Raw genomic sequence first — 26,335 nt, 5'->3', positions numbered from 1 at the left:
CATGCAGCATCCCGTTATTTCCGCCCGCGGCGCCGTGCGCGTTGTCCGCCTGCTGGCGGCCGCGCTGCTCGGCGCGGCCCTGCTGGCCGGTGCGCAGGCCGAACCCGCGCCGCTGAAGGTCGGCGTGTCGACCACCCCGCAGATCGACGCGCTGAAGATCGCCGCGAAGGAAGCGAAGGCGCAGGGGCTCGACGTGAAGATCATCGAGTTCACCGACTGGAATACGCCGAACGCGGCGCTCGCGAACAAGGACATCGACGTCAACTACTTCCAGCACGTCCCATTCCTCGAGAACGCGAAGCAGCAGCGCGGCTACAACTTCGTGTCGATCGCGCCGGGCACGATCATGAAGATCGGCCTCTATTCGAAGAAGGTGAAAAGCTTCAGCGAGCTGAAGGACGGCGCGACGGTCGCGATCGCGAACGATCCCGTCAACGGCGGGCGCGGCCTGCTGCTGCTGCAGCGCGCGGGGCTCGTCACGCTGAAGCCGGGCGTCGACTACCGCGCGACCACGCACGACATCGTGTCGAACCCGAAGCACCTGAAGATCATCGCGCTCGAGGCGTCGCAGCTTGCCCGCTCGCTCGACGACGTCGATCTCGCGCAGGGCTACCCGAGCTTCATCAAGCTCGCGGGCACGACCGACCCGAACAGCGCGCTGCTGTTCGACGGCACCGAGAACAAGAACTACGCGCTGCAGTGGGTCGTGCGGCCGGAGAGCGCGAACGACGCGCGCATCCGCAAGTTCATCGCGATCTACCAGCAATCGCCCGCGGTGCGCAAGGCGCTCGACAATGCGTTCGGCTCGCTGTACGCGATCGCGTGGTGACGGAGGCGCGCATGGCGAACCAGAAGAAGATCCTGCTCAACGCATTCAACATGAACTGCGTCGGGCACATCAATCACGGCCTGTGGACGCACCCGCGCGACCGCTCCGCGCACTACACCGATCTCGACTACTGGGCGGATCTCGCGAAGACGCTCGAGCGCGGCAAGTTCGACGGCATCTTCCTCGCGGACATCGTCGGCGTGTACGACGTGTTCGGCGGCGGCCCGGACGCGGCGCTGCGCGAATCGGTGCAGGTGCCGGTCAACGATCCGCTGCTGATCGTGCCCGCGATGGCGCAGGTCACGCGGCATCTCGGCTTCGGCGTGACCGCGAACCTGACCTACGAGCCGCCGTACCTGTTCGCGCGGCGCATGTCGACGCTCGATCACCTGACGAAGGGGCGCGTCGGCTGGAACATCGTCACCGGCTATCTCGACAGCGCCGCGCGCGGGATGGGCCTCGCGCAGCAGATCGGCCACGACGACCGCTATGAGCGCGCGGACGACTACATGGAGGTCGTCTACAAGCTGTGGGAGCAGAGCTGGGACGACGACGCGGTGATCCGCGACGCACGCGCACGCGTGTTCACGCAGCCGGGCAAGGTGCGGCGCGTGAAGCATGACGGGCCGTTCTATTCGATCGACGCGATCCATCTGTGCGAGCCGTCGCCGCAGCGCACGCCGGTGCTGTACCAGGCCGGCGCGTCGGCGCGCGGCGTCGAGTTCGCGGGCCGGCACGCGGAGTGCGTGTTCGTGAACGGCCAGAGCAAGGCGGCCGCGCGCGCGGCGGTGCTCGACATTCGCGCGGCGGCGGCGCGGCAGGGGCGCGATCCGGCGTCGATCAGGATCTTTGCCGGCGTGACCGTCGTCACCGCCGAGAACGAACGGCTCGCGCGCGAGAAGTTCGACGAATACCGGCGCTACGCGAGCCCCGAGGCCGGCCTCGCGCATTTCGCGAGCTCGACCGGCATCGACTTCGCGAAGTACGGGCTCGACGAGCCGATCTCGTACGTGAAGACCGATTCGATCCAGTCCGCGGTCGACGCGATCTCGAAGAAGAGCACGAGCGGCGCGTGGACCGTGCGGCGCATGCTCGACCAGATGTCGCTCGGCGGCCGCTATCACCCGATCGTCGGCTCGCCGTCGCAGGTCGCGGACGAGCTGCAGGCGTGGATCGACGAGACCGGCATCGACGGCTTCAACCTGACGCGCACGGTGATGCCCGAGTCGTTCGAGGATTTCGTCGACTGGGTCGTGCCGGAGCTGCAGAGCCGCGGCGTCTACAAGGAAGACTACGATCCCGCGCCGACGCTGCGCGAGAAGCTGTTCGGCGCCGGCGCGCGCCTGCCCGCGTGGCATGCGGGCGCGCAGCACCGGCCGGCGGCCGCGCGCGAGCCCGCGCATGCGTGAGCGCAACGGAGCAACGCGATGACGCAATTTTTCGATACGCTGGGCTTCGTCGACACGTCGGCCGTGCCCGCCGGCCGTGACGCGCAGGCGCGCGCGGCCGATCGGGCCGACGCCGCGGCCGCGGACGGCGTCGCCGTCGCGCTGGAGCAGGTCGGCAAGGTGTTCGCGTCGCCGCGCGGGCAGGCCGCTGCGTTGCGCGACGTGACGCTTAACGTGCGGCGCGGCGAGGTGTTCGGCATCATCGGCCGCAGCGGCGCGGGCAAGTCGACGCTGCTGCGGCTCGTCAACGGGCTCGAACGGCCGACGTCGGGCCGCGTGCGCGTGCAGGGCGTCGACGTCGGCGCGCTCGACGAGGACGGCCTCGTCGCGCTGCGCCGCCGCACCGGGATGGTGTTCCAGCATTTCAACCTGCTGTCCGCGAAGACGGTCGCCGAGAACGTCGCGCTGCCGCTGAAGATCGCCGGCGTGCCGAAGGCCGAGCGCGCGCAAAAGGTCGCGGCGCTGCTCGAGCTGGTCGGGCTGACCGCGAAGCGCGACGCATACCCGGCGAGCCTGTCCGGCGGCCAGAAGCAGCGCGTCGGCATTGCACGCGCGCTCGTGCACGATCCTGAAGTATTGCTCTGCGACGAGGCGACGTCGGCGCTCGATCCGGAGACGACGCAGTCGATCCTCGCGCTGCTCGCCGACATCAATCGCCGCCTCGGCCTGACGATCGTGCTGATCACGCACGAGATGGAAGTGATCCGCGCGGTGTGCGACACCGTCGCGGTGATCGAGCAGGGCGAGGTCGTCGAGACGGGCCCCGTGTGGCGCGTGTTCGGCGCGCCGCAGCACGGCGCGACGCGCGCGCTGCTCAGCACGCTGGTGCACGACCTGCCGGCCGAACTCGCGGCGCGCGTGCAGCCGCTGCCCGCGCACGCGGCGCTGCCCGACGGCGCGCAGGTCGTGCTCGACCTGCGCTATACGGGCGAGAGCGGCGGCGAGCCGGACGTCGGCGCGCTCGCGGCGGCGCTCGGCGGCTCGGTGCGATTCCTGCACGGTGGCGTCGAGCGCATCCAGGGGCGCGCGCAGGGCCGCCTCGTGATCGCGTCGGCGGCCGACGCGCGCGCGCCTGGCGCGCTCGCCGCGCTGCTCGAACGCGTGCGCCGCCATGCGAACCATGCGGAGGTGCTCGGCTATGTTTGAGCTCTGGTGGCCCGAACTGCTCGACGCGATGCGCGACACGCTGTCGATGGTCGCGGCGTCGGCGGCGATCGCGGCGCTCGTCGGCACCCCGCTCGCGGTGATCCTCGTGACGACCGCGCCGGGCGGCATCTACGCGCGGCGCGGCCTGAACACGGCACTCGGCGCGATCGTCAACGTGTTCCGCTCGACGCCGTTCATCATCCTGCTCGTCGCGCTGCTGCCGTTCACGCGCGTGCTGATCGGCACGACGATCGGCGTGTGGGCGGCCGTCGTGCCGCTGTCGATCGCGGCGATTCCGTTCTTCGCGCGCGTGGCCGAGGTGAGCCTGCGCGAAGTGGATCGCGGGCTGATCGAGGCCGCGCTCGCGATGGGCGCGAAGCGCCGCCACATCGTGTGGCACGTGCTGCTGCCGGAGGCGCTGCCCGGCATGCTCGGCGGCTTCACGATCACCGTGGTCGCGCTGATCGGCTCGACCGCGATGGCGGGCGCGGTCGGCGCGGGCGGGCTCGGCGACCTCGCGATCCGCTACGGCTACCAGCGTTTCGACACCACCGTCATGGCGACCGTGATCGTGATCCTGATCGCGCTCGTCTCGGCCGTGCAAGTCACGGGCGACCGCCTGGCCCGACGACTGGCCAGGCGCACCTGAGCGGGCGCCACAAGCGCCTGCTTTCCCCTCCAACGATCCTGAGAGACCGATTCATCATGACCTTGCCCATCGGCGCGCCGCGCGAGTGGAACGCCCAGTTCGAGGAAGCCCTGTTCCTGGACGTGGCGCGCCGCCATCGTCCCGATTTTCCGGCCAAGCTCGCCGCGCCGCCGCGCGAGCCGCGCAACGCGGACGAGCTGGCCGCCGTCGCGGACTACTACACGAAGATGGCGTCGCACGACCTGTTCATCGTGCAGGTCGTCGCGAAGGCGATCGACACGCTGTTCCGCGACGATCCGCATTTCCAGCTGATCCTGTCGCGCCAGCTCGGCGACGACGGCGCGCATGCGGTGATCGGCCGCGAGCGCGTGCTGGAGCTGACCGGGCGCGATCCGCTGCCGGAGATCGATGCGCTCGTCGCCGCGCACTGGGCGCGGCTGGGGGACTTGCCGGTGCGTGACCTTGCGGGCTTTCTCGCGTTCGAATGGCATTACGAGCTGCACATCCTCGCGAAGCTGTGGATCCAGCGCAAGACCGGCGGCATCGCCGACGGCGCGATGCGCGAGCACGGCGAGAACCGCATCCGTCCCGACGAGGAATGGCATCGCGTGCAGATCGTGCAATGGTGGTTCGAGAAGCTGGCCGCGTTGCCGGCGGCCGAGCGCGACGCGCTGATCGAGCGTGTGATCGACGCCGACGAGGAAACGCAGCGGCGGCTCGACGGCTATCTGCACGACGAATATGCGCATACCGCCGAGGTGTTCGGCGCGGACATCGCCGACTATCGCGCGATCTACGACGACTGGCGCCGCGAGATTCTCGCGCGGCTGACCGGGCGCCGGCTCGATGCGCTCACGCCGCTGTCACGCGACGTCGTTGCGCGCGAAACCATCGTTGCGGAAGCCGTTGCATGAACGATCCGCGCGGCCCGGCGACGTTCGCGCCGGATACCGACGAGCGCGCCCACGCCGACGCGGCGCTCGACCGCGCGCTCGATGCGCTGCGCGAGACGGCCGTCGCGCGCGACCGCACCGGCGGTCATGCGGCCGATGCGAAGCAGCGGCTTGCCGACGCCGGCCTGCTGACGCTCGCGGTGCCGCGCGCGTTCGGCGGGCAGGAAGCCGCGTGGCCCGCGATCTACGACGCGATCCGGCAGATCGCGCGCGTCGACAGCGCGCTCGCGCATCTGGTCGGCTTCCAGTGCCTGCAGGTCGTGAGCGTCGACGTGTGGGGCAGCCCCGCGCAGCGCGAGCGTTATCTGCGCGGCACCGTCGCGCAACGCTGGTGGTGGGGCAATGCGGTCAATCCGCTCGACACGCGGCTCGTCGCGACCGCGACGCCCGACGGCGGCTATCGGCTCGATGGCGTGAAGGGCTTTTGCTCGGGCACGCGCGGCTCGCAGCGGATGACCGTGTCCGCGCACGATCCGGCGCTCGGCCGGACCGTGTTCGGCGTGGTGCCGACCGCGCGCGCGGGCATCACCGTGAACGACGACTGGGACCCGATCGGCCAGCGCCAGACCGACAGCGGCAGCGTGAGGTTCGACGGCGTGACGCTCGCGCCCGACGAAGTGCTGCATCGCTCGGAAGCGCCGCCGACGCCGCGCGCGACGCTGCGCACGCTGGTGTCGCAACTGGTGCTGACGAACCTGTTCGTCGGGCTCGCCGAAGGCGCGCTGGCCGACGCGCGCGAATACGTGCTGCGGCAAGGGCGGCCGTGGATTCACGCGGGCGTCGAGCGCGCGACCGACGATCCGTACACGCTGCAGCGCTTCGGCGACATGCGCGTGCAGGCGGTGGCCGCCGCGGCGCTCGCCGATCGCGCGGCTCTCGACCTGCAGCGCGCGTGGACGCTGCGCGACGCGTTGAGCGCGAACCAGCGCGCGGAAGTGGCGATCGCGGTGTCGAACGCGAAGATCGTCGCGCAGCGGGCTGCGCTTGCGAACGGCGAAGCGCTGTTCGATGCGTGCGGCGCGCGGGCGACGGCCGCGTCGCTCGGGCTCGACCGGTTCTGGCGCAATGCGCGCACGCATACGCTGCACGATCCGCTCGACTACCGGCTGCGCGACGTCGGGAAGTTCGCGCTGACCGGTGAGTTGCCGCAGGCGTCGCTCTATACGTGACGACGGTGGGGGACGCTCGCGTGTGCCGGTTGTCGATGGCGTGGTGGCGAGCCGGGACGCGACCGCGTGAACGAACATGCGTTACGCGATTCGCGGGCGCCGTGTGTGATCGCTGTCGCGGGCCGTTCCGCACACTAAGTCAGCCGCTCGACGTTCGCGCAAGATGCGCCGTGTCACATGTCGGGACCGACGCGCCGCGCGACTACAGCCGCGCCGGCCCGCCCGCTCACTGCGCCGCCAGCGTATCGGCCAGTGCGCGCATCGCGTCAGCCGTCTGCGGGTTCGCCGGGAAAAACGCCTCGATCGCAAGCTCCGACAGCGTGACGTCGACCGGCGTGCCGAATACCGTCGTCGTGCTGAAGAACGTCAGCTCGCCGCCGCTTGCCGTGCGCAGCCGCAGCGGGACGGCGATGTCCGCGTAGTCGGTACGCGGCTGCGCGTCGTCGGGCTGGCCGGCCGGCGCCGGATACGCCGCCAGTTCATCGCGCAGCGTGTGCAGCGTGCGGTCGCCGCTCGCGTCGATCTGCCGTTGCAGCCGATGCAGGACGTGCGCGCGCCATTCGTGCCAGTTGACGATCTGCGCTGCGAGGCCGTCCGGATGCAGGCTGAGCCGTAACACGTTGACGGGCGGCTGCAGCAGCGCGGGATCGGCTTGCTCGACGAGCGCGCCGAGCATCCGGTTCGCGGCGAGCAGCATCCAGTGGCGATCGACCGCGAGCGCCGGATACGGCTCGTGGCCGCGCAGCACGGCTTCGACGGCATGCCGAGCGGCATCCAGTTGCGGATCGGAGAATGGTCGCTCGCGAAACAGCGGCGCGTAGCCGGCTGCGACGAGCAGCGCATTGCGTTCGCGCAGCGGGACGTCGAGGCGCTCGGCCAGATGCAGCACCATGTCGCGGCTCGGCTGCGCGCGGCCCGATTCGACGAAGCTCAGGTGCCGCGCGGACACCTCGGCTTCCAGCGCGAGCGCCATCTGGCTCAGGCGGCGGCGTTGCCGCCAGGTGCGCAGCAACGGGCCGATGCCGGACGCGCGGCCGGCGGACGACGGGAGCGAGTGGAGGGCGGCGGTCGAGTTCATGGGGACGATGATAGGCAATCCCGCACGCGCCGGGTATTACCTGCGAGGTAAGCGTTGGGGCTACGCGGGCCGCGGCGGGCGCCGGAGCGGTGGAGGCGAGGCACCCGAAGCACCCGAAGCAATCCCCACACGCCCCCGCCGCCTCACCAGCCCCCGATCACACAGCCCAGCGCCTCTAGCCACCGCCCCTCAAGCATCGCGATGACGCAGCTCGACGCGCTTGATGTCCTTCACGATCACGAGATAGCTGAGCACCGTGACCAGCGCATTGAGCCCGACGAACACGAGCGCGCCGTTGAACGAACCGCTCGCGCCGACCAGATAGCCGATCGCGATCGGCGCGACGATGCCGGCCGTATTGCCGAACATGTTGAACAGGCTGCCGGACAGGCCGATCGCTTCCTTCGGCGCGGTGTCCGCGACGACGGCCCAGCCGAGCGAGCCGATGCCCTTGCCGAAGAACGACACGGCCATCAGCGCGATCACCAGCGCTTCGCTGTCGACGTAATTGCAGCCGATGATGACCATCGACAGGAGCATCCCGCCGACGATCGGAATCTTGCGTGCGATCGTCAGCGATACGCCGCGGCGGATCAGCGTGTCCGACAGCATCCCGCCCAGCACGCCGCCGAGAAAGCCGCAGATCGCCGGCAGCGACGTCATGAAGCCGGCCTTCAGCAGCGACATCCCGCGCGCCTGCACGAGGTAGATCGGAAACCACGTGAGGAAGAAATAGGTGAGCACGTTCACGCAGTACTGGCCCAGATAGACGCCGAGCAGCATCCGGTTCGACAGCAGCTGGCGCACGTAGTACCAGCCCGCGACGCGGCTGCCGCCCGCCGCCGCGCCGTTGCCACGCGACATGGTGCGCACGAGGCCGCCGCCTTGCTCGATGTGCTCGAGTTCCGCGCGGTTCACGGCCGGATGGTCGACCGGGTCCTTCATCACGCGCAGCCACAGGCACGCGAGCGCGATGCCGGCGAGGCCGAGCCACAGATACACGTGATGCCAGCCGTACGCGTGCGTGAGCCATGCCATCAGCGGCGAGAACACCACCGCCGCGAAATACTGCGCGGCGTTGAAGATCGCCGACGCCGTGCCGCGCTCCGCGGTCGGGAACCAGCTCGCGACGACCTTCGCGTTGGCGGGGAACGCGGGCGCTTCGGCGATGCCCACCGCGAAGCGCATCGCGAACAGCGCGGCCACCGCGAACGCCGCGCTGCCGCCCAGGCCGATCGTGCTTTGCAGCAGCGTGAACGCCGACCACAGGAAGATGCTCGCCGCATAGACGCGCCGAGCGCCGAAGCGGTCGAGCAGCCAGCCGCTCGGCAGCTGCGCGAGCATGTGCGCCCACTGAACGCCGAGAAGATGTAGCCCATCGTCACCGGGTCGATGCCGAACGCCTTGCGGATCGGCGTGCCGGTGATCGACAGCGGCGCGCGGTCGGCGTAGTTGAGCGTCGTGACGACGAACAGCATCGCCAGAATCCAGTAGCGCACGGCGGTGCGGCGCGCGCTGCCGGCGAGGTCGATGGGGAGATCGCGAGAGGAGGTTCGATGGGTCACTTTAAATGTACGTCGTCGTATGACATCGGCGGGAGTTTATGGGGAACGGCCGAATACATAAACCTCGGGTTTTCCCTTTGATGACTGTCACAGAGTGTGGGAAGTGGCCGGATAACTTGGCCCGGATTGGCCCCGCGGTGTATCGTGCGCGCCTTCGCAGGCGGCGCGATCGGTAGTGCGTCGTCAGCAGACATCGTATCTGTTGAGATACAATGAGCGCACCATTCCCGAACCACGGAGCACACCCCATGCAACTGACAGGTGAGATGCTGATCGGCGCCGATGCGGTCTACGGCTCGTCCGGAACCTTGCACGCGTTCGACCCGACGCGGGGCGCGCCGATCGACGCGCCAGCGTTCGGCGTCGGCGGGCCGGCCGACGTCGAGCGCGCGTGCGAGCTCGCGCGCGACGCGTTCGACGCGTATCGCGCGCAGCCGCTGGCGGCGCGCGCCGCGTTCCTCGACGCGATCGCGGACGAGATCGTCGCGCTCGGCGATGCGCTGATCGAGCGCGCGCACGCCGAAACCGGCCTGCCGGTTGCGCGCCTGCAAGGCGAGCGCGGCCGCACGGTCGGCCAGCTGCGCCTGTTCGCGCGGGTCGTGCGCGACGGCCGCTTCCTCGCCGCGTCGATCGATCCGGCCCAGCCCGCGCGCACGCCGCTGCCGCGCGCCGACCTGCGGCTGCAGAAGATCCCGCTCGGGCCGGTCGCCGTGTTCGGCGCGAGCAACTTCCCGCTCGCGTTCTCGGTGGCCGGCGGCGATACGGCGTCGGCGCTCGCGGCCGGCTGCCCGGTGATCGTGAAGGCGCACGAGGCGCATCTCGGCACGTCCGAGCTGGTCGGCCGCGCGATCCGCGCGGCAGTCGAGAAGTGCCGGATGCCGGCCGGCGTGTTCTCGCTGCTGATCGGGCCGGGCCGCGTGATCGGCGCGGCGCTCGTCAGCCATCCGGCGATCCAGGCGGTCGGCTTCACCGGTTCGAGGCAGGGTGGCGTCGCGCTGACGCAGCTTGCGAACGCGCGCCCGCAGCCGATCCCGGTCTATGCGGAAATGAGCAGCATCAACCCGGTGCTGCTGTTCCCGGCCGCGCTCGCCGCGCGCGGCGACGCGATCGCGACGGGCTTCGTCGATTCGCTGACGCTCGGCGTCGGCCAGTTCTGCACGAACCCGGGGCTCGTGCTCGCGCTCGACGGTCCGGATCTCGACCGCTTCGAAGCGACCGCCGCGCAGGCGCTCGCGGCGAAGCCGGCGGGCGTGATGCTGACGCGCGGCATCGCCGAAGCGTACCGTGCCGGCCGCGGCCAGCTCGCCGAGCTGCCGGGCGTGCGCCAGCTCGGCGCGGGCGGGGCGGCGCAGGGCGCCTGCGACGTGAGCGGCGCGCTGTTCGAGGTGTCCGCGCAGGCGTTTCTCGACGAGCCGGCGTTCAGCCACGAGGTGTTCGGGCCGTCGTCGCTGATCGTGCGCTGCCGCGACGTCGACGAACTGGCGCGCGTGCTCGACGCGCTCGAGGGCCAGTTGACGGCGACGCTGCAGATGGACGCGGCCGATCAGCCGCTCGCGCGCCGGCTGCTGCCGATCCTGGAGCGCAAGGCGGGGCGTCTGCTCGTCAACGGGTTCCCGACCGGCGTCGAGGTGTGCGATGCGATGGTGCACGGCGGGCCGTTCCCGGCGACGTCGAACCCGGCGGTCACGTCGGTCGGCGCGACCGCGATCGACCGCTTCCTGCGGCCGGTGTGCTACCAGGACTTCCCGGACGACCTGCTGCCGGAAGGGCTGCAGGAAGCGAACCCGCTCGGGATTCCGCGTCTGCGCGACGGCAAGGCGGAGTGACGCGGCCGCGGCCCCGCGCGGATGCGCGGGCCGCCATGCCGGAACGGAAAAGCGGACGCGGCCGGCTGGCCGCGTCCGCTTTTTGTTGGTCGTCGCCGGGGCGGTTTCAAACCAGTGATGGAATGGACGCGCCGGGTGCCGCAGCAGCGGCGCATGCGGGCGGAGTCTGCGCATTCGGCAGCGCTGCCGCCGGCCCATCGCACGCTGCGCCGCCCCAAACGACAGCGGCCGGCAAGCGCCGGCCGCAAAACAGTCGAGCAACTTCACGACGGCGGCCGGCACGACGCCGGCCGCCCGCCGCGCTTACTGCGGCCCCATCTTCTTGATCAGCGCGTCGAGCTCGGCCATTTCGTCGTCGGTGAGATCAATCAGCGGCGCGCGCACCGGGCCCGCATCGTGGCCGACGAGCTTCGCGCCCGCCTTGACGATGCTGACCGCATAACCCGCGCGGCGGTTGCGGATCTGCAGGTACGGCAGGAAGAATTCGTCGAGCAGGCGGCCGACCGTCGCGTGATCGTCCTTCGCGATCGCTTCGTAGAACGCCATCGCGGTCTTCGGGATGAAGTTGAACACCGCCGACGAATACACCGGCACGCCGAGCGCCTTGTATGCCGCCGCATAGACTTCGGCGGTCGGCAGGCCGCCGAGGTACGAGAAGCGCTCGCCGAGGCGGCGGCGGATCGTGACCATGCTCTCGATGTCGCCGACGCCGTCCTTGAAGCCGATCAGGTTCGGGCAGCGGTCGGCGAGGCGCTCGAGCATGTCCGCGTTCAGCTTCGAATTCGCGCGGTTGTAGACCACCACGCCGATCTTCAGCGCACGGCACACCTGCTCGACGTGCTCGGCGATGCCTTCCTGGCTCGCTTCGGTCAGGTAGTGCGGCATCAGCAGGATGCCGCTCGCGCCGAGGCGCTCGGCCTCCTGCGCGTATTCGATCGCGACCCTCGTCGCGCCGCCCGCGCCGGCCAGGATCGGCACCTTGCCCTTGCAGGTCTCGGTCGCGACGCGGATCACGTCCGAGTATTCGCGCTGCGTGAGCGAGAAGAATTCACCCGTGCCGCCCGCGGCGAACAGCGCCGTCGCGCCGTACGGCGCGAGCCATTCGAGGCGCTCCGCGTAGGTCGCCGGGCGGAAGTTGCCGTTCGCGTCGAAATCCGTCAGCGGAAACGACAGCAGGCCGTGGGAAATGATCTGTTTGAGTTCTTGCGGAGAAGTCATGATGGGGTCGTCCGTCTAGCGCGAGTGCTGGGTTCGTCGGGAACGGCATGCGGGCCAAGAGTGGCGATGTCGTTGTATGTCATCGTACAACAATGGGGAAGGGCGGTGCAAGCGCTTTGCTGTCGTCACGATGATAGGGTCTTTCCGGATAGGGGTTTACGCACGATGCTCCGGTGGTGTTCAATGTCATATGATGACTAACGATTTGTCCGGTAGCCTCCAGGAATTCCGATGACTGCTTCTCCTCTTTATATCCGCGTGCATCCGGACGACAACGTCGCGATCGTCGTCAACGACGGCGGCCTGCCGGAGGGCGCGACGTTCGCCGACGGGCTGACGCTGCGCGAGGGCGTGCCGCAGGGGCACAAGGTCGCGCTGGCCGATCTCGCGGCCGGCGATCCGATCGTTCGCTACGGCGTCGTGATCGGCTATGCGCTGACCGACCTGCGGCGCGGCAGCTGGGTCAACGAGCGCACGATGCGCATGCCCGAGCCGCCGGGCCTCGACGACCTGCCGCTCGCGACCCGCAAGGCGCCGCCGCTGCCGCCGCTCGAAGGCTATACGTTCGAGGGCTTTCGCAATCCGGACGGCTCGGTCGGCACGCGCAACATCCTCGCGATCACGACGACCGTGCAGTGCGTGTCGGGCGTCGTCGAGCACGCGGTGAAGCGGATCAAGGCCGAGCTTCTGCCGCGCTATCCGAACGTCGACGACGTGGTCGGGCTCGAGCACACGTACGGCTGCGGCGTCGCGATCGACGCGCCGGACGCCGACATCCCGATCCGCACGCTGCGCAACATCAGCCTGAACCCGAACTTCGGCGGCGAGGTGATGACGGTGAGCCTCGGCTGCGAGAAGCTGCAGCCGGACCGCCTGCTGCCGCCGGGCGCTGTCCCGGTCGCGGCCGATGGTGAGCCGGGTGACAACGGCGGCGTCGTGTGCCTGCAGGACGCCGCGCACGTCGGCTTCAATTCGATGATCGACTCGATCATGACGATGGCCGAGCCGCATCTCGAGCGGCTGAACCGCCGCCGCCGCGAGACCTGCCCGGCGTCGGACCTCGTGGTCGGCGTGCAGTGCGGCGGCAGCGACGCGTTCTCCGGGCTGACCGCGAACCCGGCGGTCGGCTTCGCGGCGGACCTGCTGGTGCGCGCAGGCGCGACGATCATGTTCTCCGAGGTGACGGAAGTGCGCGACGGCGTCGCGCAGCTCACGTCGCGCGCGGCGAACGAGGACGTCGCGCGCGCGATCATCCGCGAGATGGACTGGTACGACCGCTACCTGCAGCGCGGCCGCGTCGACCGCAGCGCGAACACGACGCCCGGCAACAAGAAGGGCGGCCTGTCGAACATCGTCGAGAAGGCGATGGGCTCGATCGTGAAATCGGGCAGCGCGCCGATCGCCGGCGTCGTGCCGCCGGGCGAGCGAGCGCGGCAGAAGGGGCTGCTGTACGCGGCGACGCCCGCGAGCGATTTCATCTGCGGCACGCTGCAGCTAGCGGCGGGGATGAACCTGCACGTGTTCACGACCGGGCGCGGCACGCCATATGGCCTCGCGCAGGTGCCGGTGATCAAGGTCGCGACGCGCAGCGACCTCGCGCGCCGCTGGCACGACCTGATGGATCTCGATGCCGGGCAGATTGCGACCGGCGCGGCGACGATCGAGGATGTGGGCTGGGAACTGTTCCGGCTGATGCTCGACGTCGCGAGCGGCAGGCGCCGCACGTGGGCCGAGCAATGGCAGCTCGCGAACGCGCTGGCGCTGTTCAATCCGGCGCCGGTGACCTGACGCGCGCGCGGTGGCTTGCTGCGGCCGAAGCGGGCGCCTTCGCGCCCCCGTCGTCACGTCGTCATCGCGCCGCCGCGCGGCCGCCTGACATGCATGACGCGTCGCCCGCGGCGCCCGGGATCGGGTAACGTTATGCGGTTCGTTCCTGATCCCGGAGACTTGCTCACATGTTGAAGAACCTCGATCCGCTGCTGCACGCCGACATCCTGCACGCGCTGCGCGCGATGGGCCACGGCGACGAAGTGGTGATCTGCGATGCGAATTTTCCGGCGGAGTCCGTCGCGCGGCATACGGCGGTCGGCCGCGCGCTGCGCATCGACGGCGCCGATTCGGCGCGGGTCGTGCGCGCGGTGTTGTCCGTGCTGCCGCTCGACACGTTCGTCGATGCGCCCGCGGCGCGGATGGAAGTCGTCGGCGATCCGGCTGCCGTCCCGCCGGTGCAGCGCGAAGTGCAGGCCGAGATCGATCGCGCGGAAGGGCGCGCGGTGCCGCTCGCCGGCATCGACCGGTTCGCGTTCTACGCGCGCGCGCAGCAGGCGTATGCGGTGATCGTCACCGGCGAGTTGCGCGGCTACGGCTGCTTCATCTTCAAAAAAGGCGTGCTGCTGAGCGACGCCGGCTAGCGACGTGCCCGCCTCGACGGTAAGGGCTGCAGTGTAAAGATTTGCTACAACCTTTTTCTTGGACACGGCCACAAGACCCTCTATGCTGGCCCATTTGCCGCCGGCCCCGCTCGGCCGCGCGGTTCGAACCGCACGGGTGCGCCCGTGCGGACGGCCGAACTGCTACGAGGAGAAAGGCATGACGCGTCCAGTCGATTCCGGCGTCATTTTTTTCGCGCGCCTGGCGCTGGCGGCGCTGTTTCTGTGGGGCGGCGTGATGAAGCTGCTCGGCTACGGCGACCTGGTCGGCTACCTGCGCGGCCTGAACGTGCCGTTTCCGACCTATGTCGCGCCGGTCGTCGTCGCCATCGAAGGGCTCGGCGCGCTGCTGCTGATCGTCGGCTACAAGGTGAAGCCGCTCGCCTTGCTGATGGCGTTCTACACGCTGGCGACCGCGGTGGTCGGGCACAATTTCTGGGACGCGACGAACCCCGCCGTCCAGCACGAGATGGTGATCCATTTCTGGAAGAACGTCGCGATCGCCGGCGGCTTCCTGCTGCTGTTCGTGACCGGCGCGGGCGGCGTGAGCATCGACGCGCTGCGCCGGCCGAGTTCGTCGTACGGCGCGCTGCGCTGAGCGGAACTGAGCAGAACTGATCCAGCCGACGTGCGCGGCACGCGCTGCCAACGCAAAAGGGCCGAATCCCGCAGGTGCGGGATTCGGCCCTTCGTTCATCTGCTAGGCGCGCAGGCGGCGCTCAGCGAGCGTCCGTCAGCTCCTTCGCATCCTTCGCGAACTGCACCGCGATCGCGCCGAGCACGCAAATCGCTGCGACGTACACCACCGGCGCGAGTGGATTCGACTTCATCATCAGCGACACGATCACCGGCGTCAGGCCGCCGAAGATCGCATAGGCGACGTTGTACGAGAACGAGATTCCCGAGAACCGCACGACGGCCGGGAAGCTCTTCACCATCACGAACGGCACCGCGCCGATCGCGCCGACCGCGAAGCCCGCGATCCCGTAGTAGAGCGGCAGCGTCGACGCGTCGGCCGCGACCTGCGCGAACAGCAGGTAATAGCACGCGGCCAGCACGAGGCCGCCGAGGCCGAGCACGCGCTTTGCGCCGATCCAGCCGGCGAGCGAGCCCGCGGTGATGCAGCCGGCGGTCAGGCACAGCGTCGCGATGCTGTTCGCGAACAGCGTCGTGGCCGGCGACAGGTGGAACTGCTTCTGCAGCAGCGCGGGCGTCATCAGGATCACGACGACGATCGCCGCCGACAGCATCCACGTGAGCAGCATCGACACGATCACCGCGCGGCCGTGGTCGCGCAGCACGGCCTTCAGCGGGATCTCGGCCGCGAGCGCCTTTTTCGCCTTCATTTCGGTGAACACCGGCGTCTCGTGCAGCCAGCGGCGCAGGTAGACGGAGAACAGGCCGAACACGCCGCCGAGCAGGAACGGGATGCGCCACGCGAACGCGGTGACCTCGGCGGGTGCGTAGCGGCGGTTGATGCCGGCCGCGACGAGCGAGCCGAGCAGGATGCCGGCCGTGAGGCCCGCGGTCAGCGTGCCGCACGCGTAGCCGATGTGGCGCGACGGCACGTGCTCGGACACGAACACCCATGCGCCGGGCACCTCGCCGCCGACCGCCGCGCCCTGCAGGATGCGGAACAGCAGCAGCAGCACGGGTGCGAGGATGCCGACCGTGTCGTAGGTCGGCAGGAGGCCCATCAGCAGCGTCGGGACCGACATCATCAGCACGCTCAGCGTGAACATCCGCTTGCGGCCGACGAGGTCGCCGAAGTGCGCCATGATCACGCCGCCGAGCGGACGCGCGAGATAGCCGGCCGCGAAGATGCCGTAGGTCTGCAGCACGCGCAGCCATTCGGGGATGTCGTGCGGGAAGAACAGCTGCCCGATCGCGGGCGCGAAGAACACGAAGATGATGAAGTCGTAGAACTCGAGCGCGCCGCCGAGCGCGGCGAGGCCGAGGGTCTTGTAGTCGCTGCGCGTCAGCGCGCGCTCGGCGGCGCGCGGGGCGCCGCTCAATTCGGAAGCTTGCATGGTCAGGGCGATCGGTATTCGAATTAATTGTTTGAATCGGCGCCGCGTCTCCAAGGCGCGGCCTGCCTCGTCGACGAGGTGCGCCGCGCGCGGATGGCGCACGGAACACGCATCGCGTCGCCCGGGTCGGGCAAGCGGGGACGAGTGTCAAGCGAGTGGGAGGATTCTACAGGAGCACGAACGTGCGCAAGGCGGGCATGCAACTTTTCGGCGGCAGCGAGCGGCGGCGCGCGGCGCGGGCGGGCGAACCGGGCGCCGCCGCGCCGCGCGCGCTGGGGCTGCGTCAGTTGCCGGCGATCGTGTCGACCGGCTTGAACGCGCCGCCCTCGACCCGGTAGATCGTCACCGGCGCATCCTTCAGGTCGCCTTTTGCGTCATAGGCGATGCGCTCCGCCGATACGCCCTTGACCGTTACCTTGCCGAGATACGGCGCGTAGACCTTCGGGTCGGTCGAATTGGCGTCCTTCATCGCGGTGAGCAGCGCGATCGTCCCGTCGTACGAGTAGGGCGAATAGGTGATCACGTCTTCGTTGAAGCGCGCCTTGTAGCGCGCCGCGTAGCCGGCGAAGCCGGGCATCTTCTCCTTCGGCAGCCCGCCCATGTAGACGATCGCGCCTTCCGCCGCCGTGCCGCCCACCTTCAGGAACGTCGGCGAGCGCGACATCTCGCCCGTCACGAACGCGGACTTGATCCCGAGCTGGCGCATCTTGCGGATCATCGGCGACGATTGCGCGTCGCCGCCGCCGTAGAAGATCGCGTCGGGATTCATCCCTTTCAGGTTGGTCAGGATCGCGGAGAAGTCGAGCGCCTTGTCGTTCGTGAAGTCGCGCTTGATGATCGTGCCGCCCGCCGCCTGCACGGCCTTCGCGAATTCGTCGGCGATGCCCTGGCCGTACGCGGTGCGGTCGTCGATGATCGCGATGCGCTTGAAGTGCAGCGTCTTCACCGCGTAGGTGCCGACGATGCGGCCCGCCTGCGCGTCGCTCGTCAGCAGCCGGTAGGTGGTCTTGTAGCCGCGCGCGGTGTATTGCGGCGACGTCGCCATCGAGATCTGCGGCAGCCCCGCGCGATCGTACAGGTCGGACGCCGGGATGCTGGTGCCCGAGTTGAAGTGGCCGATGATGCCGCGCACGTTGTCGTCGATCAGGCGCTGCGCGACGGTCGTGCCGGTGCGCGGGTCGGCCTGGTCGTCCTGCGAATCGAGCTGGAACGTGACCGGCTTGCCGCCGATCGTCGGATTGGTCGCGTTGAAATCGGCGATCGCGAGCTGCACGCCTTTCTGCATGTCGGTGCCGTAGTTCGATTGCGGCCCGGTCAGCGGCGCGGCGAAACCGATCCTGACGACGTCGGCGGCGATGGCGTGGGCGCCCGACAGTGCGCAGGCGGCGGCCAGCGCGACGTGCGATACCTTCAGCTTCACTTTCACTTCCCCTTGATGGCGTGGTTGGGCCGCGGCCGACCCTTCGACCGGTGCGGTAAGCCGGGCGAGACGTTTCGACCCTGCGTGGTGCGGAACGCGCCGCCACGGCGATGCGAATGCGCGGCACGCAGCGCATGCTGTGCCGGAATCGGCGTGGGCTGCGGGGGCGGATGGACGTCTCGTAACCGTTCATTAAAGTCTAGATAGTGAAAATTCCCGCGTCTTGCGCGTTCGATGCGTGGCGCGCGACGATTTCGGCATATCGTCGATAACCCTGATATATGCCGAAATCGTCATGGGTGATGCGCAGACGGGCCAAGACGCGGGACGTCGTCGTTCCTAGGATGGCGGGTTTGGGTTGCAGGCGGCGGTGGGCGTGGCGATGGGGCGGCGTCGGGGGATGTGTGATGCCGATGAGGGCCTTGCGAGTCTTGCAGCGGTTGCGCGTACAACCTCCTGCTGCGCGGCGCGTTGTGAGCTCCCTGCAACCGGCGATTTGCGATTTGCGAATTGCGACGGGCGACGGGCGACAGGCGACAGGCGACAGGCGACAGGCGACAGGCGGACAGGCGGACAGGCGGACAAGCGGACAAGCGGACAGGCGGACAAGCGGACAAGCGGACAAGCGGACAAGCGGACAAGCGGACAAGCGGACAAGCGGACAAGCGGACAGGCGGACAGGCGGACAGGCGGACAGGCGGACAGGCGGACAGGCGGACAGGCGGACAGGCGACAGTCCGCCCCACGCCCTCCACCCGCCAATCCCGTAGCGATAACGTTCCGCGACGCGAAGCGTGGCGCCCCGGCCCTCGCCATCACCTCCACCGCGAGAACCACCGCACCGCGAACCTTGCGCCGCGCCGGACCGCCCGCTTCTATAATCGACGCCATCAGCCACTCGCCTAGCGGATGCCGGGATGACGACCTTGCTTGCCGCACCGTCCATGAGCCTGTCCGACACCTTGCGCTACCAGCCCGACAACGCCGACTTCGGCGCGATGCTCGCGCATTTCCGGCTGCTCGAGCCGGTCTTCGACGCGCTGCCCGACGTCGCGTTCTTCGTGAAGGATGCGGACGGCCGCTACGCGCTCGTCAACCGCACGCTGGCGATGCGCTGCGGCTACAAGGACAAGCGCGACCTGCTCGGCAAGACCACCGACGAGGTGTTCCCGCGGCGCTTCGGCCGCAGCTACTTCGAGCAGGACATGGCGACGATCACCGCCGGCCACCAGCTGACGGACCAGCTCGAACTGCACCTGTACCCCGGCCGCCAGCCGGGCTGGTGCCTGACCTGCAAGGAGCCGCTGCGCGACGCGGCCGGCAAGGTGGTCGGCCTCGCGGGCATCTCGCGCGACCTGAAGGCGCACGAAGGTTCGCATCCGGCCTACAGCAAGCTCGCGGACGTGGTCCAGTACATCCAGGATCACTACGTGCAGCCGCTGAACCTGAGGCAGCTCGCGCAGATGGCCGGGATGTCGGTCGCGCAGCTCGAGCGCTACTTCCACAAGGTGTTCCACCTGACGCCGCGCCAGGTGCTGCTGAAGACGCGGCTCGACGCCGCGACCGCGCTGCTGGTCACGCACGACAAGGTGACCGACGTCGCGGCGCTATGCGGGTACACCGATCACAGCGCGTTCACGCGCCAGTTCAAGGCGACGGTCGGCGTGACGCCGACGGAATACCGGATGATGCTGCAGGAACGCGCCGGTTGAAACGACGCGCGCGCCGGGGCGGCGGCGCGCAATGACGGGCGTGGGGCGGGTGGGGGAAGGGGAAGCTGACGGCTCAGCGGTAGCCGAGACCTTTCAGCACGGCCGTGCCGTTTTCGGTCAGGCGGAAGCTCGGCTGCGCGTCGGCGTCGAGCTTGATCATTTCGATGAGGCCGGCTTCCTGCAGCGCCGGCAGTTCGGGTTTGGCGTTGGCGCCGATCGGCGCGTGCAGCAGCACGAGCAGCGTCGCGATTTCGTGATGGCTGAGCAGGCGGCGCAGCATCGTCCTGGGTTTGGCGGGGGGCGCGGCCGGGCGGCCCGCGGGTGCAACTACGGCGCTCATCGCTGTCCTCCTAGTTCGACGGATTCTTCGGATATGGTTGCGGATGGTGCCGTCGAAGGCTTAAGCGATTCTTAAAACTGCCGCCTTGCCGCGCATGCTGCGATGCCGCATCCGTTACTGGACGTAACGGCGGCCGTGTGCCGGCCGCCGGGCGCGCGCGTTCGGGCCTTGCCGGACGGGCGTCCGCCGCCGTATTGCTCACATAGATGAGTCCGCTCCGCCGAGCCGGGCCGTGGTATGCCGTGCCACAGCGGCACGCTGGCGATCATGCGATCCGGCGCCGAGCCGGAATCTCGCCGCTTCGCTATTTCCGGCGCTGCGCCTGCGCCGCCAGGCGAACGGCCGCGTTCGCCGCGCCGTAGCCGTCGTACCCGCCGCGCCGCTCGACGATCTCGAGCGAGAAGCGGTTGTCGACCAGTTCCGTATACGCATGCAGGAACTCTCCGCCGCTGTCGTCGCGGTCGTACAGCAGGTGGTGGGCGCTCAGCGTGTCGATGACGTCGTCCGGCAGCGCGTAGCGCGCGGCGAGGTCGTCGTAGTAGTTGCGCGGGATGCGCAGGAACGGCACGCCGTCGGCCGCGAATTCTGCGACCGTCTTCACGATGTCGTCGGTGCGGAACGCGACGTGGTTCAGCCCGGTGCCGTGGTAGCGGTCCAGCGATTCGGCGACGGCCGTGTGGCGATCGACCGACGCGTTCAGCGCGATCCGCACCGAGCCGTCCGCGCTGCGCACCGCGCGGCTGCGCATCAGCCCGTACGGATCGGGCACGAGCCAGCTGCGCTCGGCCTCGAAGCCGAACGCGGTCTTGAAGAACAGGATCCACGTATCGAGCGCGTCGCCCGGCAGCGCGAGGCACACGTGGTCGATGCCGGTCAGCGGGCCGACTTCGCTCGGGCCGTCGATGTCGGTCAGCACGAAATCGGATTCGTAGAGCGTCGGCGCGTTCGGCGCCTCGTCGACGAAGTATTCGAGGCTGCCGTCCGGCGCCTTCACGCTCGGCAGCACGCGCTCGTTCGGGCCGACGCGCCCCGAAAACGGCGCATAGCCGAAGCCCGCCGCGCGATCGAACGCAACTTTCGCGTCGTCGACGCGGAACGCCGACGCGCACAGCGACAGCCCATGCTGCTGGAAGAACGCGTCGGCGAACGAATCCCGCTCCGCGTTCAGCACGATCGACGCGGCGCCGTGCTGGAACAGCGTCACGTCCTTCGAGCGGTGCCGCCCGGCGAGCCGGAAGCGCATCTTGCCGAGCCACTCGCCGACGTTGGCCGCGGCCCGCGCATCGACCGCGAATTCGATGAACTGGAACCCGACGTGCGCAGGCGGCGCGGGCGGCGCGAACAGCGGCTGGCCGGCGCCCGGCGCGCGGCTTTCCCGCGCGAGCTGTGCGCGCGTCTGCTCCTCCAGATAAAGCAGCGAGCGGTGGCCGTCGGCGGCCGTGAGCGCGGTCGGCGCCGCGCGGAAGCCGTCGTTGAAGATCTCGAGCGACAGCGGCCCCGTATAGCCGGCCTCGATCACGCGCGCGGTGAAGCGCGCGAGGTCGAAGTCGCCCTGGCCGGGGAACGAGCGGAAGTGGCGGCTCCATTCGATCACGTCCATCACGAGCTTCGGCGCGTCGGCGATCTGCACGAACGCGATCCGGTGGCCGGGGATGTCGGCGATCGCGTCCGGCGAATCGTCGAGCGACAGCGTGTGGAAGCTGTCGAGCGCGAGCCCGAGATGCGGGCTGTTCACCGCGTTCACGAGCCGCCACGCGTGGCCGTAGGTCTTCACGACCCGCCCCCATGCGAGCGCTTCGTAGGCGGCGACGACGCCCGCCTGCCGCGCGGCCTCGGCGAGCGCGCCGAGCTGGTCGACGAGCAGCCCGTCGTCCGCGCTCGTATCGGGCGACACGTTGCTGCAGACGAGGATGCGGTCGGTGCCGAGCGCGTGCATCACGTCGAACTTGCGCTTGATGCGGTCGAGGTTGCGCGCGAGCTGCGCGGGGCTCACGCCCTCGAAATCGCGAAACGGCTGGAACAGCACGATGTCGAGGCCGAGATCGGCGGCCATGTTCCGCACGTCGGCGGGCGAGCCGTCGAAGTAGACGAGGTCGTTCTCGAAGATTTCGACGCCGTCGAAACCCGCGGCCTGGACGGCGGCGAGCTTCTCGGCGAGCGTGCCGGACAGGGACACGGTGGCGATCGAGCGCTGCATGGGCGAATCCTGCGGATGAGCGGGGGGCGGCGCCGGCCGGACTGGCCCTGAATGAACCAGTCGTGGAGTCATAGGGGCGCGCCATATCCCCAATTTACTAGGCTGATGTAGCGGATTATACAAACTAACTAGTTGGTACAAATTAGCGAAAACCCGAAAAGACTTTGCGCTTTCGCAAGCGCACACTAGCGTCGAATCTTGACGTGAGGGGGCGAAGTCGCGTAGTGATGAGCCCCCCTTTTCGGAGCCTGACATGAGCAAGCGCAAGGTCCTGGTGCTGAACGGCCCGAACCTGAATCTGCTGGGGACGCGTGAACCCCACATCTACGGCGCGGAAACGCTCGCCGACCTCGAGCAGCGCTGCCGCGCCGCGGCGGATACGCTCGGGCTGGAGATCGACTTTCGCCAATCGAACGCCGAGCACCAGCTGATCGACTGGCTGCACGCGGCGCGCCACGACACGGACGGCGTCGTGATCAACCCGGCCGCGTACACGCACACGTCGGTCGCGCTGGCCGATGCGCTGTCGGCGATCGCGAAGCCGGTGATCGAGGTCCACATCTCGAACGTGCACCGCCGCGAGCCGTTCCGCCACCACTCGTACGTGTCGGCGATCGCCGAAGCCGTGATCTGCGGCTGCGGCACCGAAGGCTACGTGTTCGCGCTGCAGCGCATGTCCACCATTCTTTCGCAAGGAGCCGCGCGATGAGCCGCCCGTCCTTTCTGATCGGCCTGATCGGCCAGGGCATCGGCGGTTCGCTGTCTCCCGCGATGCATGAGGAAGAAGGATTCCGCCAGGGATTCGGCTATGTGTACCGGCGCATCGACCTCGACGTGCTCGGCCTGACCGCCGACGCGCTGCCGCAACTGCTCGCGGCCGCCGAGCAGATGGGCTTTACGGGCCTGAACATCACGCACCCGTGCAAGCAGCGCGTGATCGAGCACCTCGACGCGCTGTCCGACGACGCGCGCGCGCTCGGCGCGGTCAACACCGTGCTGTTCAAGGACGGCAAGCGGATCGGCCACAACACCGACTGGTCGGGCTTCGCGAAGTCGTTCCGGCGCGGGCTGCCGGGCGCATCGCTCGAACGTGTCGTCCAGCTCGGCGCGGGCGGCGCCGGGGCCGCCGTCGCGCATGCGGCGCTGCAGATGGGCGCGGCTGAGCTGGCGATCTTCGACGTCGACGCGTCGCGCTCCCGCGCGCTCGCCGACGAACTGCAGCAGCGCTTCCCGGCCGCGAAAGTGACGCAGGGCGACGATCTCGCGAGCGCGATGCGCGCCGCGACCGGCCTGATCCACGCGACGCCGACCGGCATGGCGAAGCATCCGGGCCTGCCGCTGCCGGCCGAGCTGCTGCGCGCGGGGATGTGGGTTGCCGACATCGTGTACTTCCCGCTCGAAACCGAGCTGATCCGGGCGGCGCGCGCGGCGGGCTGCGCGACGCTGCCGGGCGGCGGAATGGCGGTCTACCAGGCCGTCGACGCGTTCGAGATCTTCACCGGACGCACGCCCGACGCCGAGCGGATGTTCGACCACTTTCAGGCGCTCGTTGCGCGCTGACCCTCGATAGATCCAGAGAAAGACGAGACCAGGAGACGACCATGCAGCACACCACCCACACCAACCATGCGCCGGCGCGTCCGGCGCAGGCAGCCGGCACGGTCCGGCGCACGTCGGCGCGCTACAAGATTCTCGCGCTGCTCGCGATCGGCACGATGATCAACTACCTCGACCGCACCGTGCTGGGGGTGGCCGCGCCGCAGCTCACCAAGGAGCTCGGCATCAACGCGGCGGTGATGGGCATCATGTTCTCCGCGTTCTCATGGACCTACGCCGCGATGCAGGTGCCGGGCGGCCTCTTTCTCGACCGCTTCGGCAGCAAGATCACCTATTACTGGTCGATGACGCTGTGGTCGCTGTGCACGCTGCTGCAGGGCTTCGTGCCCGGCGTCGCGACGCTGTTCGCGTGCCGCCTCGGCCTCGGCATCACGGAAGCGCCGTGCTTCCCGACCAACAGCCGGGTGGTCGCGACGTGGTTCCCGCAGAACGAGCGCGCGATGGCGACCGGCACCTACACGGTCGGCGAGTACATCGGCCTCGCGTTCTTCAGCCCGGTGCTGTTCGCGCTGATGGGCGCGTTCGGCTGGCGCTCGCTGTTCTGGGTCGTCGGCGGCGTCGGCATCGCGTTCGGTTTCGTCTGGTGGAAGCTCTATCACGAGCCGCACAACCATCCGGGCGCGAACAAGGAGGAGATCGAGTTCATCGAAGCGGGCGGCGGCCTCGCGCACGGCGCGAAGAAGAACGACCGGCCCGAGCAGGCGAAATTCAGCTGGCGCATGGCCGGCCAGCTGCTGAAGAAGCGCCAGCTCGCGGGCATCTGCCTCGGCCAGTTCGCCGGCAACTCGACGCTCGTGTTCTTCCTGACCTGGTTCCCGACCTATCTCGCCACCGAGCGCCACATGGGCTGGCTGAAGATCGGCTTCTTCGCGGTGATGCCGTTCATCGCCGCGTCGGTCGGCGTGATGTTCGGCGGCATTTTCTCCGACTGGCTGCTGCGCCGCGGAAAGTCCGCGAACCTCGCGCGCAAGCTGCCGATCATCGCGGGCCTGCTGCTCGCGTCGACGATCATTCTCGCGAACTACGTGCAGAGCAACGAGGCCGTGATCGCGATCATGTCGGTCGCGTTCTTCGCGCAGGGGATGGCCGCGCTCGGCTGGGCGCTCGTGTCCGACATCGCGCCGGACGGCCTGCTCGGCGTGACGGGCGGCATCTTCAACTTCGCGGCGAACCTCGCCGGCATCATCACGCCGCTCGTCGTCGGCTTCATCGTCGCATCGACCGGCTCGTTCGTCGGCGCGCTGGTGTTCATCGGCGTGATCGCGCTGATCGGCGCGGCGTCGTACATCTTCGTCGTCGGCGACATCAAGCGGATCGTGCTGTAACGCAGGCACGCGGCGGCAGGACCTCGGGCCCGGCGGGAGCAACCCGCCGGGCCCTTTTTTCGTTCATGACGCGCGGCGCAGCGCGATGCCGAGCGTCTCGATCGCGTGCGCGATCGCGGCGACCGCGCGCCGGACGTCGTCGGCGTCGATCGCGCCGATGCAGCCGACGCGGAACGTCTCCAGCTGCGTGAGCTTGCCCGGATAGAGGATGAAGCCGGCGTCGCGCACCGCGTCGTAGAAGCGCTTGAAGTCGTATGCCGGATCGTCCGGCGCATGGAACGTCACGATCACCGGCGCCTGCACGCGCGCGTCGAGGATCGGCTCGAAGCCGAGCGCATGCATCGCGTCGACCAGCGTCCTGCAATTCTCCGCATAGCGCGCGCCGCGCGCGGGCTGGCCTCCCTCGGCGAGAAACTGGTCGAGCGCCACGCGCAGCGCGGCGGCCACGTGCGTCGGCGGCGTGAAGCGCCACTGGCCGGTCTTGCGCAGGTACGCGTACTGGTCGTGCAGGTCGAGCGCGAGCGACGGCGAGCGGCCTTCGCAGGCGTCCAGCGCGTCGCGCCGCACGATCACGAACCCCATCCCCGGCACGCCTTCCAGGCATTTGCCGCTGGCCGAGACCAGCGCGTCGACGCCGCTGCCGTCGAGCGTGATCGGCAGCGCGCCGAACGAGCTCATCGCATCGACGATCAGCCGCTTGCCATGCCGCCGGCAGCACGCGGCGATCTCGTCGAGCGGATTCAGGATGCCGGCGCTCGTCTCGAGATGCACCAGCGCGACGTGAGTGATGCGCGGGTCGCGCGCGAACGCCGCGTCGATCGCCGCGGGATCGGCCGCGGACGCCTCGCCGAACGGCAGCGCGATCGCCTCGATCCCGAGCCGGCCGAGGATCTTCAGGATGCGCGCGCAATACGCGCCGTTGTCCGGCACGAGCACGACGCCGTCGCGCGGCACCAGCGTGCCGAGCGCGGCTTCGACCGCGAACGTGCCGCTGCCCTGCATCGGCACGCACACGTATTCGGCGTCGCCGCGGGCGATGCCGACGAGGTCGGCGCACACGCTTTCGGTCAGGCGATTGAATTCGGCATCCCACGAGCCCCAGTCGCGCTGCATCGCGTCGCGCGTCGCGGCGGACGTGGTGAGCGGGCCGGGGGTGAGCAGGATCGGGGCGGTGGCGGACATCGGTTTTTCTCCAGCACAGGTCGGATGAAACGCCGGGTGGCGTTTCCGGGTGACGGCCATCTTAGTGGCAAATTATGTCATTTTGTGGAATTTTGGGCGGTCGTCACGGGCTTGTCATCGAACGCTGTGATCCTTCGCTTGCCGCACGAAACCGCATCGGTCCAGCACCGATCGGGCGGCGACGAGGCGGGCCCGCTGGAGG

At 69.2% G+C, this 26,335-nt stretch carries 21 protein-coding genes and 1 pseudogene; 14 read left to right on the top strand and 8 right to left on the bottom strand.

Going from position 1 to position 26,335, the window contains the following annotated elements; genetic code table 11:
- Window position 1: 1 nt before the first annotated feature.
- The 6 genes from WJ35_RS28240 to WJ35_RS28215 are packed head-to-tail and all read left to right on the top strand — an operon-like array spanning window position 2 to window position 6,194.
- Window positions 2-829, top strand: coding sequence for a MetQ/NlpA family ABC transporter substrate-binding protein (locus WJ35_RS28240; protein ID WP_060236119.1), 828 nt, complete (start codon window positions 2-4; stop codon window positions 827-829).
- A gap of 11 nt (window positions 830-840) precedes the next feature.
- Complete coding sequence (locus WJ35_RS28235) at window positions 841-2,238, top strand: LLM class flavin-dependent oxidoreductase (RefSeq protein WP_060236141.1); 1,398 nt, start codon at window positions 841-843, stop codon at window positions 2,236-2,238.
- Window positions 2,239-2,256: 18 nt separating this feature from the next.
- Complete coding sequence (locus tag WJ35_RS28230) at window positions 2,257-3,423, top strand: methionine ABC transporter ATP-binding protein (RefSeq protein WP_060236117.1); 1,167 nt, start codon at window positions 2,257-2,259, stop codon at window positions 3,421-3,423.
- Entirely contained in the window at window positions 3,416-4,072 is a 657-nt protein-coding gene (locus WJ35_RS28225) for a methionine ABC transporter permease (RefSeq protein ID WP_059533709.1), read from the top strand. The genes WJ35_RS28230 and WJ35_RS28225 overlap by 8 nt, the downstream gene beginning before the upstream one ends.
- A gap of 56 nt (window positions 4,073-4,128) precedes the next feature.
- Window positions 4,129-4,986, top strand: coding sequence for a hypothetical protein (locus WJ35_RS28220; protein ID WP_069240510.1), 858 nt, complete (start codon window positions 4,129-4,131; stop codon window positions 4,984-4,986).
- On the top strand, window positions 4,983-6,194 hold the full coding sequence (locus WJ35_RS28215; protein ID WP_069240509.1) for an acyl-CoA dehydrogenase family protein: 1,212 nt from the start codon (window positions 4,983-4,985) through the stop codon (window positions 6,192-6,194). The genes WJ35_RS28220 and WJ35_RS28215 overlap by 4 nt, the downstream gene beginning before the upstream one ends.
- A gap of 226 nt (window positions 6,195-6,420) precedes the next feature.
- Here WJ35_RS28215 and WJ35_RS28210 read toward each other — a convergent pair whose 3' ends face one another.
- Both WJ35_RS28210 and WJ35_RS28205 read right to left on the bottom strand, forming a co-directional pair.
- Window positions 6,421-7,272 (bottom strand): helix-turn-helix domain-containing protein, encoded by an 852-nt coding sequence (locus WJ35_RS28210; RefSeq protein WP_059603030.1) that lies wholly within the window; start codon window positions 7,270-7,272, stop codon window positions 6,421-6,423.
- A gap of 189 nt (window positions 7,273-7,461) precedes the next feature.
- Window positions 7,462-8,837, bottom strand: a pseudogene (locus tag WJ35_RS28205) (MFS transporter).
- A 248-nt stretch (window positions 8,838-9,085) separates the two neighbouring features.
- Between WJ35_RS28205 and WJ35_RS28200 the strand changes: the two are divergent.
- On the top strand, window positions 9,086-10,663 hold the full coding sequence (locus WJ35_RS28200) for an aldehyde dehydrogenase (NADP(+)) (protein WP_069240508.1): 1,578 nt from the start codon (window positions 9,086-9,088) through the stop codon (window positions 10,661-10,663).
- 303 nt (window positions 10,664-10,966) lie between these two features.
- On the opposite strand, the gene kdgD is transcribed toward WJ35_RS28200, so the two are convergent.
- Entirely contained in the window at window positions 10,967-11,881 is a 915-nt protein-coding gene (gene kdgD / locus WJ35_RS28195; RefSeq protein WP_069240507.1) for a 5-dehydro-4-deoxyglucarate dehydratase, read from the bottom strand.
- 231 nt (window positions 11,882-12,112) lie between these two features.
- Between kdgD and garD the strand changes: the two genes are divergently transcribed.
- From garD to WJ35_RS28180, 3 genes are all read left to right on the top strand, one after another.
- The gene (garD, locus tag WJ35_RS28190) at window positions 12,113-13,669 is read left to right on the top strand and encodes a galactarate dehydratase (RefSeq protein ID WP_060236092.1); all 1,557 of its coding nucleotides are present in this window, start codon (window positions 12,113-12,115) and stop codon (window positions 13,667-13,669) included.
- A 167-nt stretch (window positions 13,670-13,836) separates the two neighbouring features.
- Window positions 13,837-14,292: an RbsD/FucU family protein gene (locus WJ35_RS28185; protein WP_069240506.1), complete on the top strand. Its 456-nt coding sequence runs from the start codon at window positions 13,837-13,839 to the stop codon at window positions 14,290-14,292.
- Window positions 14,293-14,470: 178 nt separating this feature from the next.
- The gene (locus WJ35_RS28180) at window positions 14,471-14,908 is read left to right on the top strand and encodes a DoxX family protein (RefSeq protein WP_069240665.1); all 438 of its coding nucleotides are present in this window, start codon (window positions 14,471-14,473) and stop codon (window positions 14,906-14,908) included.
- Window positions 14,909-15,029: 121 nt separating this feature from the next.
- On the opposite strand, the gene WJ35_RS28175 is transcribed toward WJ35_RS28180, so the two are convergent.
- Window positions 15,030-16,340 (bottom strand): MFS transporter, encoded by a 1,311-nt coding sequence (locus WJ35_RS28175; RefSeq protein ID WP_069240505.1) that lies wholly within the window; start codon window positions 16,338-16,340, stop codon window positions 15,030-15,032.
- A gap of 283 nt (window positions 16,341-16,623) precedes the next feature.
- Window positions 16,624-17,760, bottom strand: coding sequence for a branched-chain amino acid ABC transporter substrate-binding protein (locus tag WJ35_RS28170; protein ID WP_080434899.1), 1,137 nt, complete (start codon window positions 17,758-17,760; stop codon window positions 16,624-16,626).
- Window positions 17,761-18,677: 917 nt separating this feature from the next.
- Here WJ35_RS28170 and WJ35_RS28165 point away from each other — a divergent pair.
- Complete coding sequence (locus tag WJ35_RS28165) at window positions 18,678-19,472, top strand: AraC family transcriptional regulator (RefSeq protein ID WP_069240504.1); 795 nt, start codon at window positions 18,678-18,680, stop codon at window positions 19,470-19,472.
- Window positions 19,473-19,545: 73 nt separating this feature from the next.
- Here WJ35_RS28165 and WJ35_RS28160 read toward each other — a convergent pair whose 3' ends face one another.
- Window positions 19,546-19,812, bottom strand: coding sequence for a hypothetical protein (locus tag WJ35_RS28160; protein ID WP_029226250.1), 267 nt, complete (start codon window positions 19,810-19,812; stop codon window positions 19,546-19,548).
- Between the two features lie 304 nt (window positions 19,813-20,116).
- Window positions 20,117-22,009: a bifunctional sugar phosphate isomerase/epimerase/4-hydroxyphenylpyruvate dioxygenase family protein gene (locus WJ35_RS28155; protein ID WP_060236077.1), complete on the bottom strand. Its 1,893-nt coding sequence runs from the start codon at window positions 22,007-22,009 to the stop codon at window positions 20,117-20,119.
- Between the two features lie 253 nt (window positions 22,010-22,262).
- Here WJ35_RS28155 and aroQ point away from each other — a divergent pair, with 253 nt between their 5' ends.
- The 3 genes from aroQ to WJ35_RS28140 are packed head-to-tail and all read left to right on the top strand — an operon-like array spanning window position 22,263 to window position 24,951.
- Entirely contained in the window at window positions 22,263-22,718 is a 456-nt protein-coding gene (aroQ, locus tag WJ35_RS28150; RefSeq protein WP_060236075.1) for a type II 3-dehydroquinate dehydratase, read from the top strand.
- The gene (locus WJ35_RS28145; RefSeq protein ID WP_060236072.1) at window positions 22,715-23,569 is read left to right on the top strand and encodes a shikimate dehydrogenase; all 855 of its coding nucleotides are present in this window, start codon (window positions 22,715-22,717) and stop codon (window positions 23,567-23,569) included. The genes aroQ and WJ35_RS28145 overlap by 4 nt, the downstream gene beginning before the upstream one ends.
- Before the next feature lie 41 nt (window positions 23,570-23,610).
- On the top strand, window positions 23,611-24,951 hold the full coding sequence (locus WJ35_RS28140; protein WP_059996142.1) for an MFS transporter: 1,341 nt from the start codon (window positions 23,611-23,613) through the stop codon (window positions 24,949-24,951).
- 63 nt (window positions 24,952-25,014) lie between these two features.
- Here WJ35_RS28140 and WJ35_RS28135 read toward each other — a convergent pair whose 3' ends face one another.
- Window positions 25,015-26,133, bottom strand: coding sequence for a 2-aminoethylphosphonate--pyruvate transaminase (locus WJ35_RS28135; RefSeq protein WP_060236070.1), 1,119 nt, complete (start codon window positions 26,131-26,133; stop codon window positions 25,015-25,017).
- Window positions 26,134-26,335: the final 202 nt, after the last annotated feature.

The sequence above is a fragment of the Burkholderia ubonensis genome, from assembly GCF_001718695.1.
In the GTDB taxonomy this organism is placed as follows: Bacteria; Pseudomonadota; Gammaproteobacteria; order Burkholderiales; family Burkholderiaceae; genus Burkholderia; species Burkholderia ubonensis_B.
The sequence above is the reverse complement of the archived record's forward strand: the minus strand, read 5'-3'. Positions and strand labels throughout refer to the sequence as shown.

What these genes read in the sequence shown, in the direction of transcription:
- WJ35_RS28240 (WP_060236119.1), top strand. Translation starts at nt 2, where the DNA reads ATGCAGCATCCCGTTATTTCCGCCCGCGGCGCCGTGCGCGTTGTCCGC.
- WJ35_RS28235 (WP_060236141.1), top strand. Translation starts at nt 841, where the DNA reads ATGGCGAACCAGAAGAAGATCCTGCTCAACGCATTCAACATGAACTGC.
- WJ35_RS28230 (WP_060236117.1), top strand. Translation starts at nt 2,257, where the DNA reads ATGACGCAATTTTTCGATACGCTGGGCTTCGTCGACACGTCGGCCGTG.
- WJ35_RS28225 (WP_059533709.1), top strand. Translation starts at nt 3,416, where the DNA reads ATGTTTGAGCTCTGGTGGCCCGAACTGCTCGACGCGATGCGCGACACG.
- WJ35_RS28220 (WP_069240510.1), top strand. Translation starts at nt 4,129, where the DNA reads ATGACCTTGCCCATCGGCGCGCCGCGCGAGTGGAACGCCCAGTTCGAG.
- WJ35_RS28215 (WP_069240509.1), top strand. Translation starts at nt 4,983, where the DNA reads ATGAACGATCCGCGCGGCCCGGCGACGTTCGCGCCGGATACCGACGAG.
- WJ35_RS28210 (WP_059603030.1), bottom strand. Translation starts at nt 7,272, where the DNA reads ATGAACTCGACCGCCGCCCTCCACTCGCTCCCGTCGTCCGCCGGCCGC.
- WJ35_RS28200 (WP_069240508.1), top strand. Translation starts at nt 9,086, where the DNA reads ATGCAACTGACAGGTGAGATGCTGATCGGCGCCGATGCGGTCTACGGC.
- kdgD (WP_069240507.1), bottom strand. Translation starts at nt 11,881, where the DNA reads ATGACTTCTCCGCAAGAACTCAAACAGATCATTTCCCACGGCCTGCTG.
- garD (WP_060236092.1), top strand. Translation starts at nt 12,113, where the DNA reads ATGACTGCTTCTCCTCTTTATATCCGCGTGCATCCGGACGACAACGTC.
- WJ35_RS28185 (WP_069240506.1), top strand. Translation starts at nt 13,837, where the DNA reads ATGTTGAAGAACCTCGATCCGCTGCTGCACGCCGACATCCTGCACGCG.
- WJ35_RS28180 (WP_069240665.1), top strand. Translation starts at nt 14,471, where the DNA reads ATGACGCGTCCAGTCGATTCCGGCGTCATTTTTTTCGCGCGCCTGGCG.
- WJ35_RS28175 (WP_069240505.1), bottom strand. Translation starts at nt 16,340, where the DNA reads ATGCAAGCTTCCGAATTGAGCGGCGCCCCGCGCGCCGCCGAGCGCGCG.
- WJ35_RS28165 (WP_069240504.1), top strand. Translation starts at nt 18,678, where the DNA reads ATGACGACCTTGCTTGCCGCACCGTCCATGAGCCTGTCCGACACCTTG.
- WJ35_RS28160 (WP_029226250.1), bottom strand. Translation starts at nt 19,812, where the DNA reads ATGAGCGCCGTAGTTGCACCCGCGGGCCGCCCGGCCGCGCCCCCCGCC.
- WJ35_RS28155 (WP_060236077.1), bottom strand. Translation starts at nt 22,009, where the DNA reads ATGCAGCGCTCGATCGCCACCGTGTCCCTGTCCGGCACGCTCGCCGAG.
- aroQ (WP_060236075.1), top strand. Translation starts at nt 22,263, where the DNA reads ATGAGCAAGCGCAAGGTCCTGGTGCTGAACGGCCCGAACCTGAATCTG.
- WJ35_RS28145 (WP_060236072.1), top strand. Translation starts at nt 22,715, where the DNA reads ATGAGCCGCCCGTCCTTTCTGATCGGCCTGATCGGCCAGGGCATCGGC.
- WJ35_RS28140 (WP_059996142.1), top strand. Translation starts at nt 23,611, where the DNA reads ATGCAGCACACCACCCACACCAACCATGCGCCGGCGCGTCCGGCGCAG.
- WJ35_RS28135 (WP_060236070.1), bottom strand. Translation starts at nt 26,133, where the DNA reads ATGTCCGCCACCGCCCCGATCCTGCTCACCCCCGGCCCGCTCACCACG.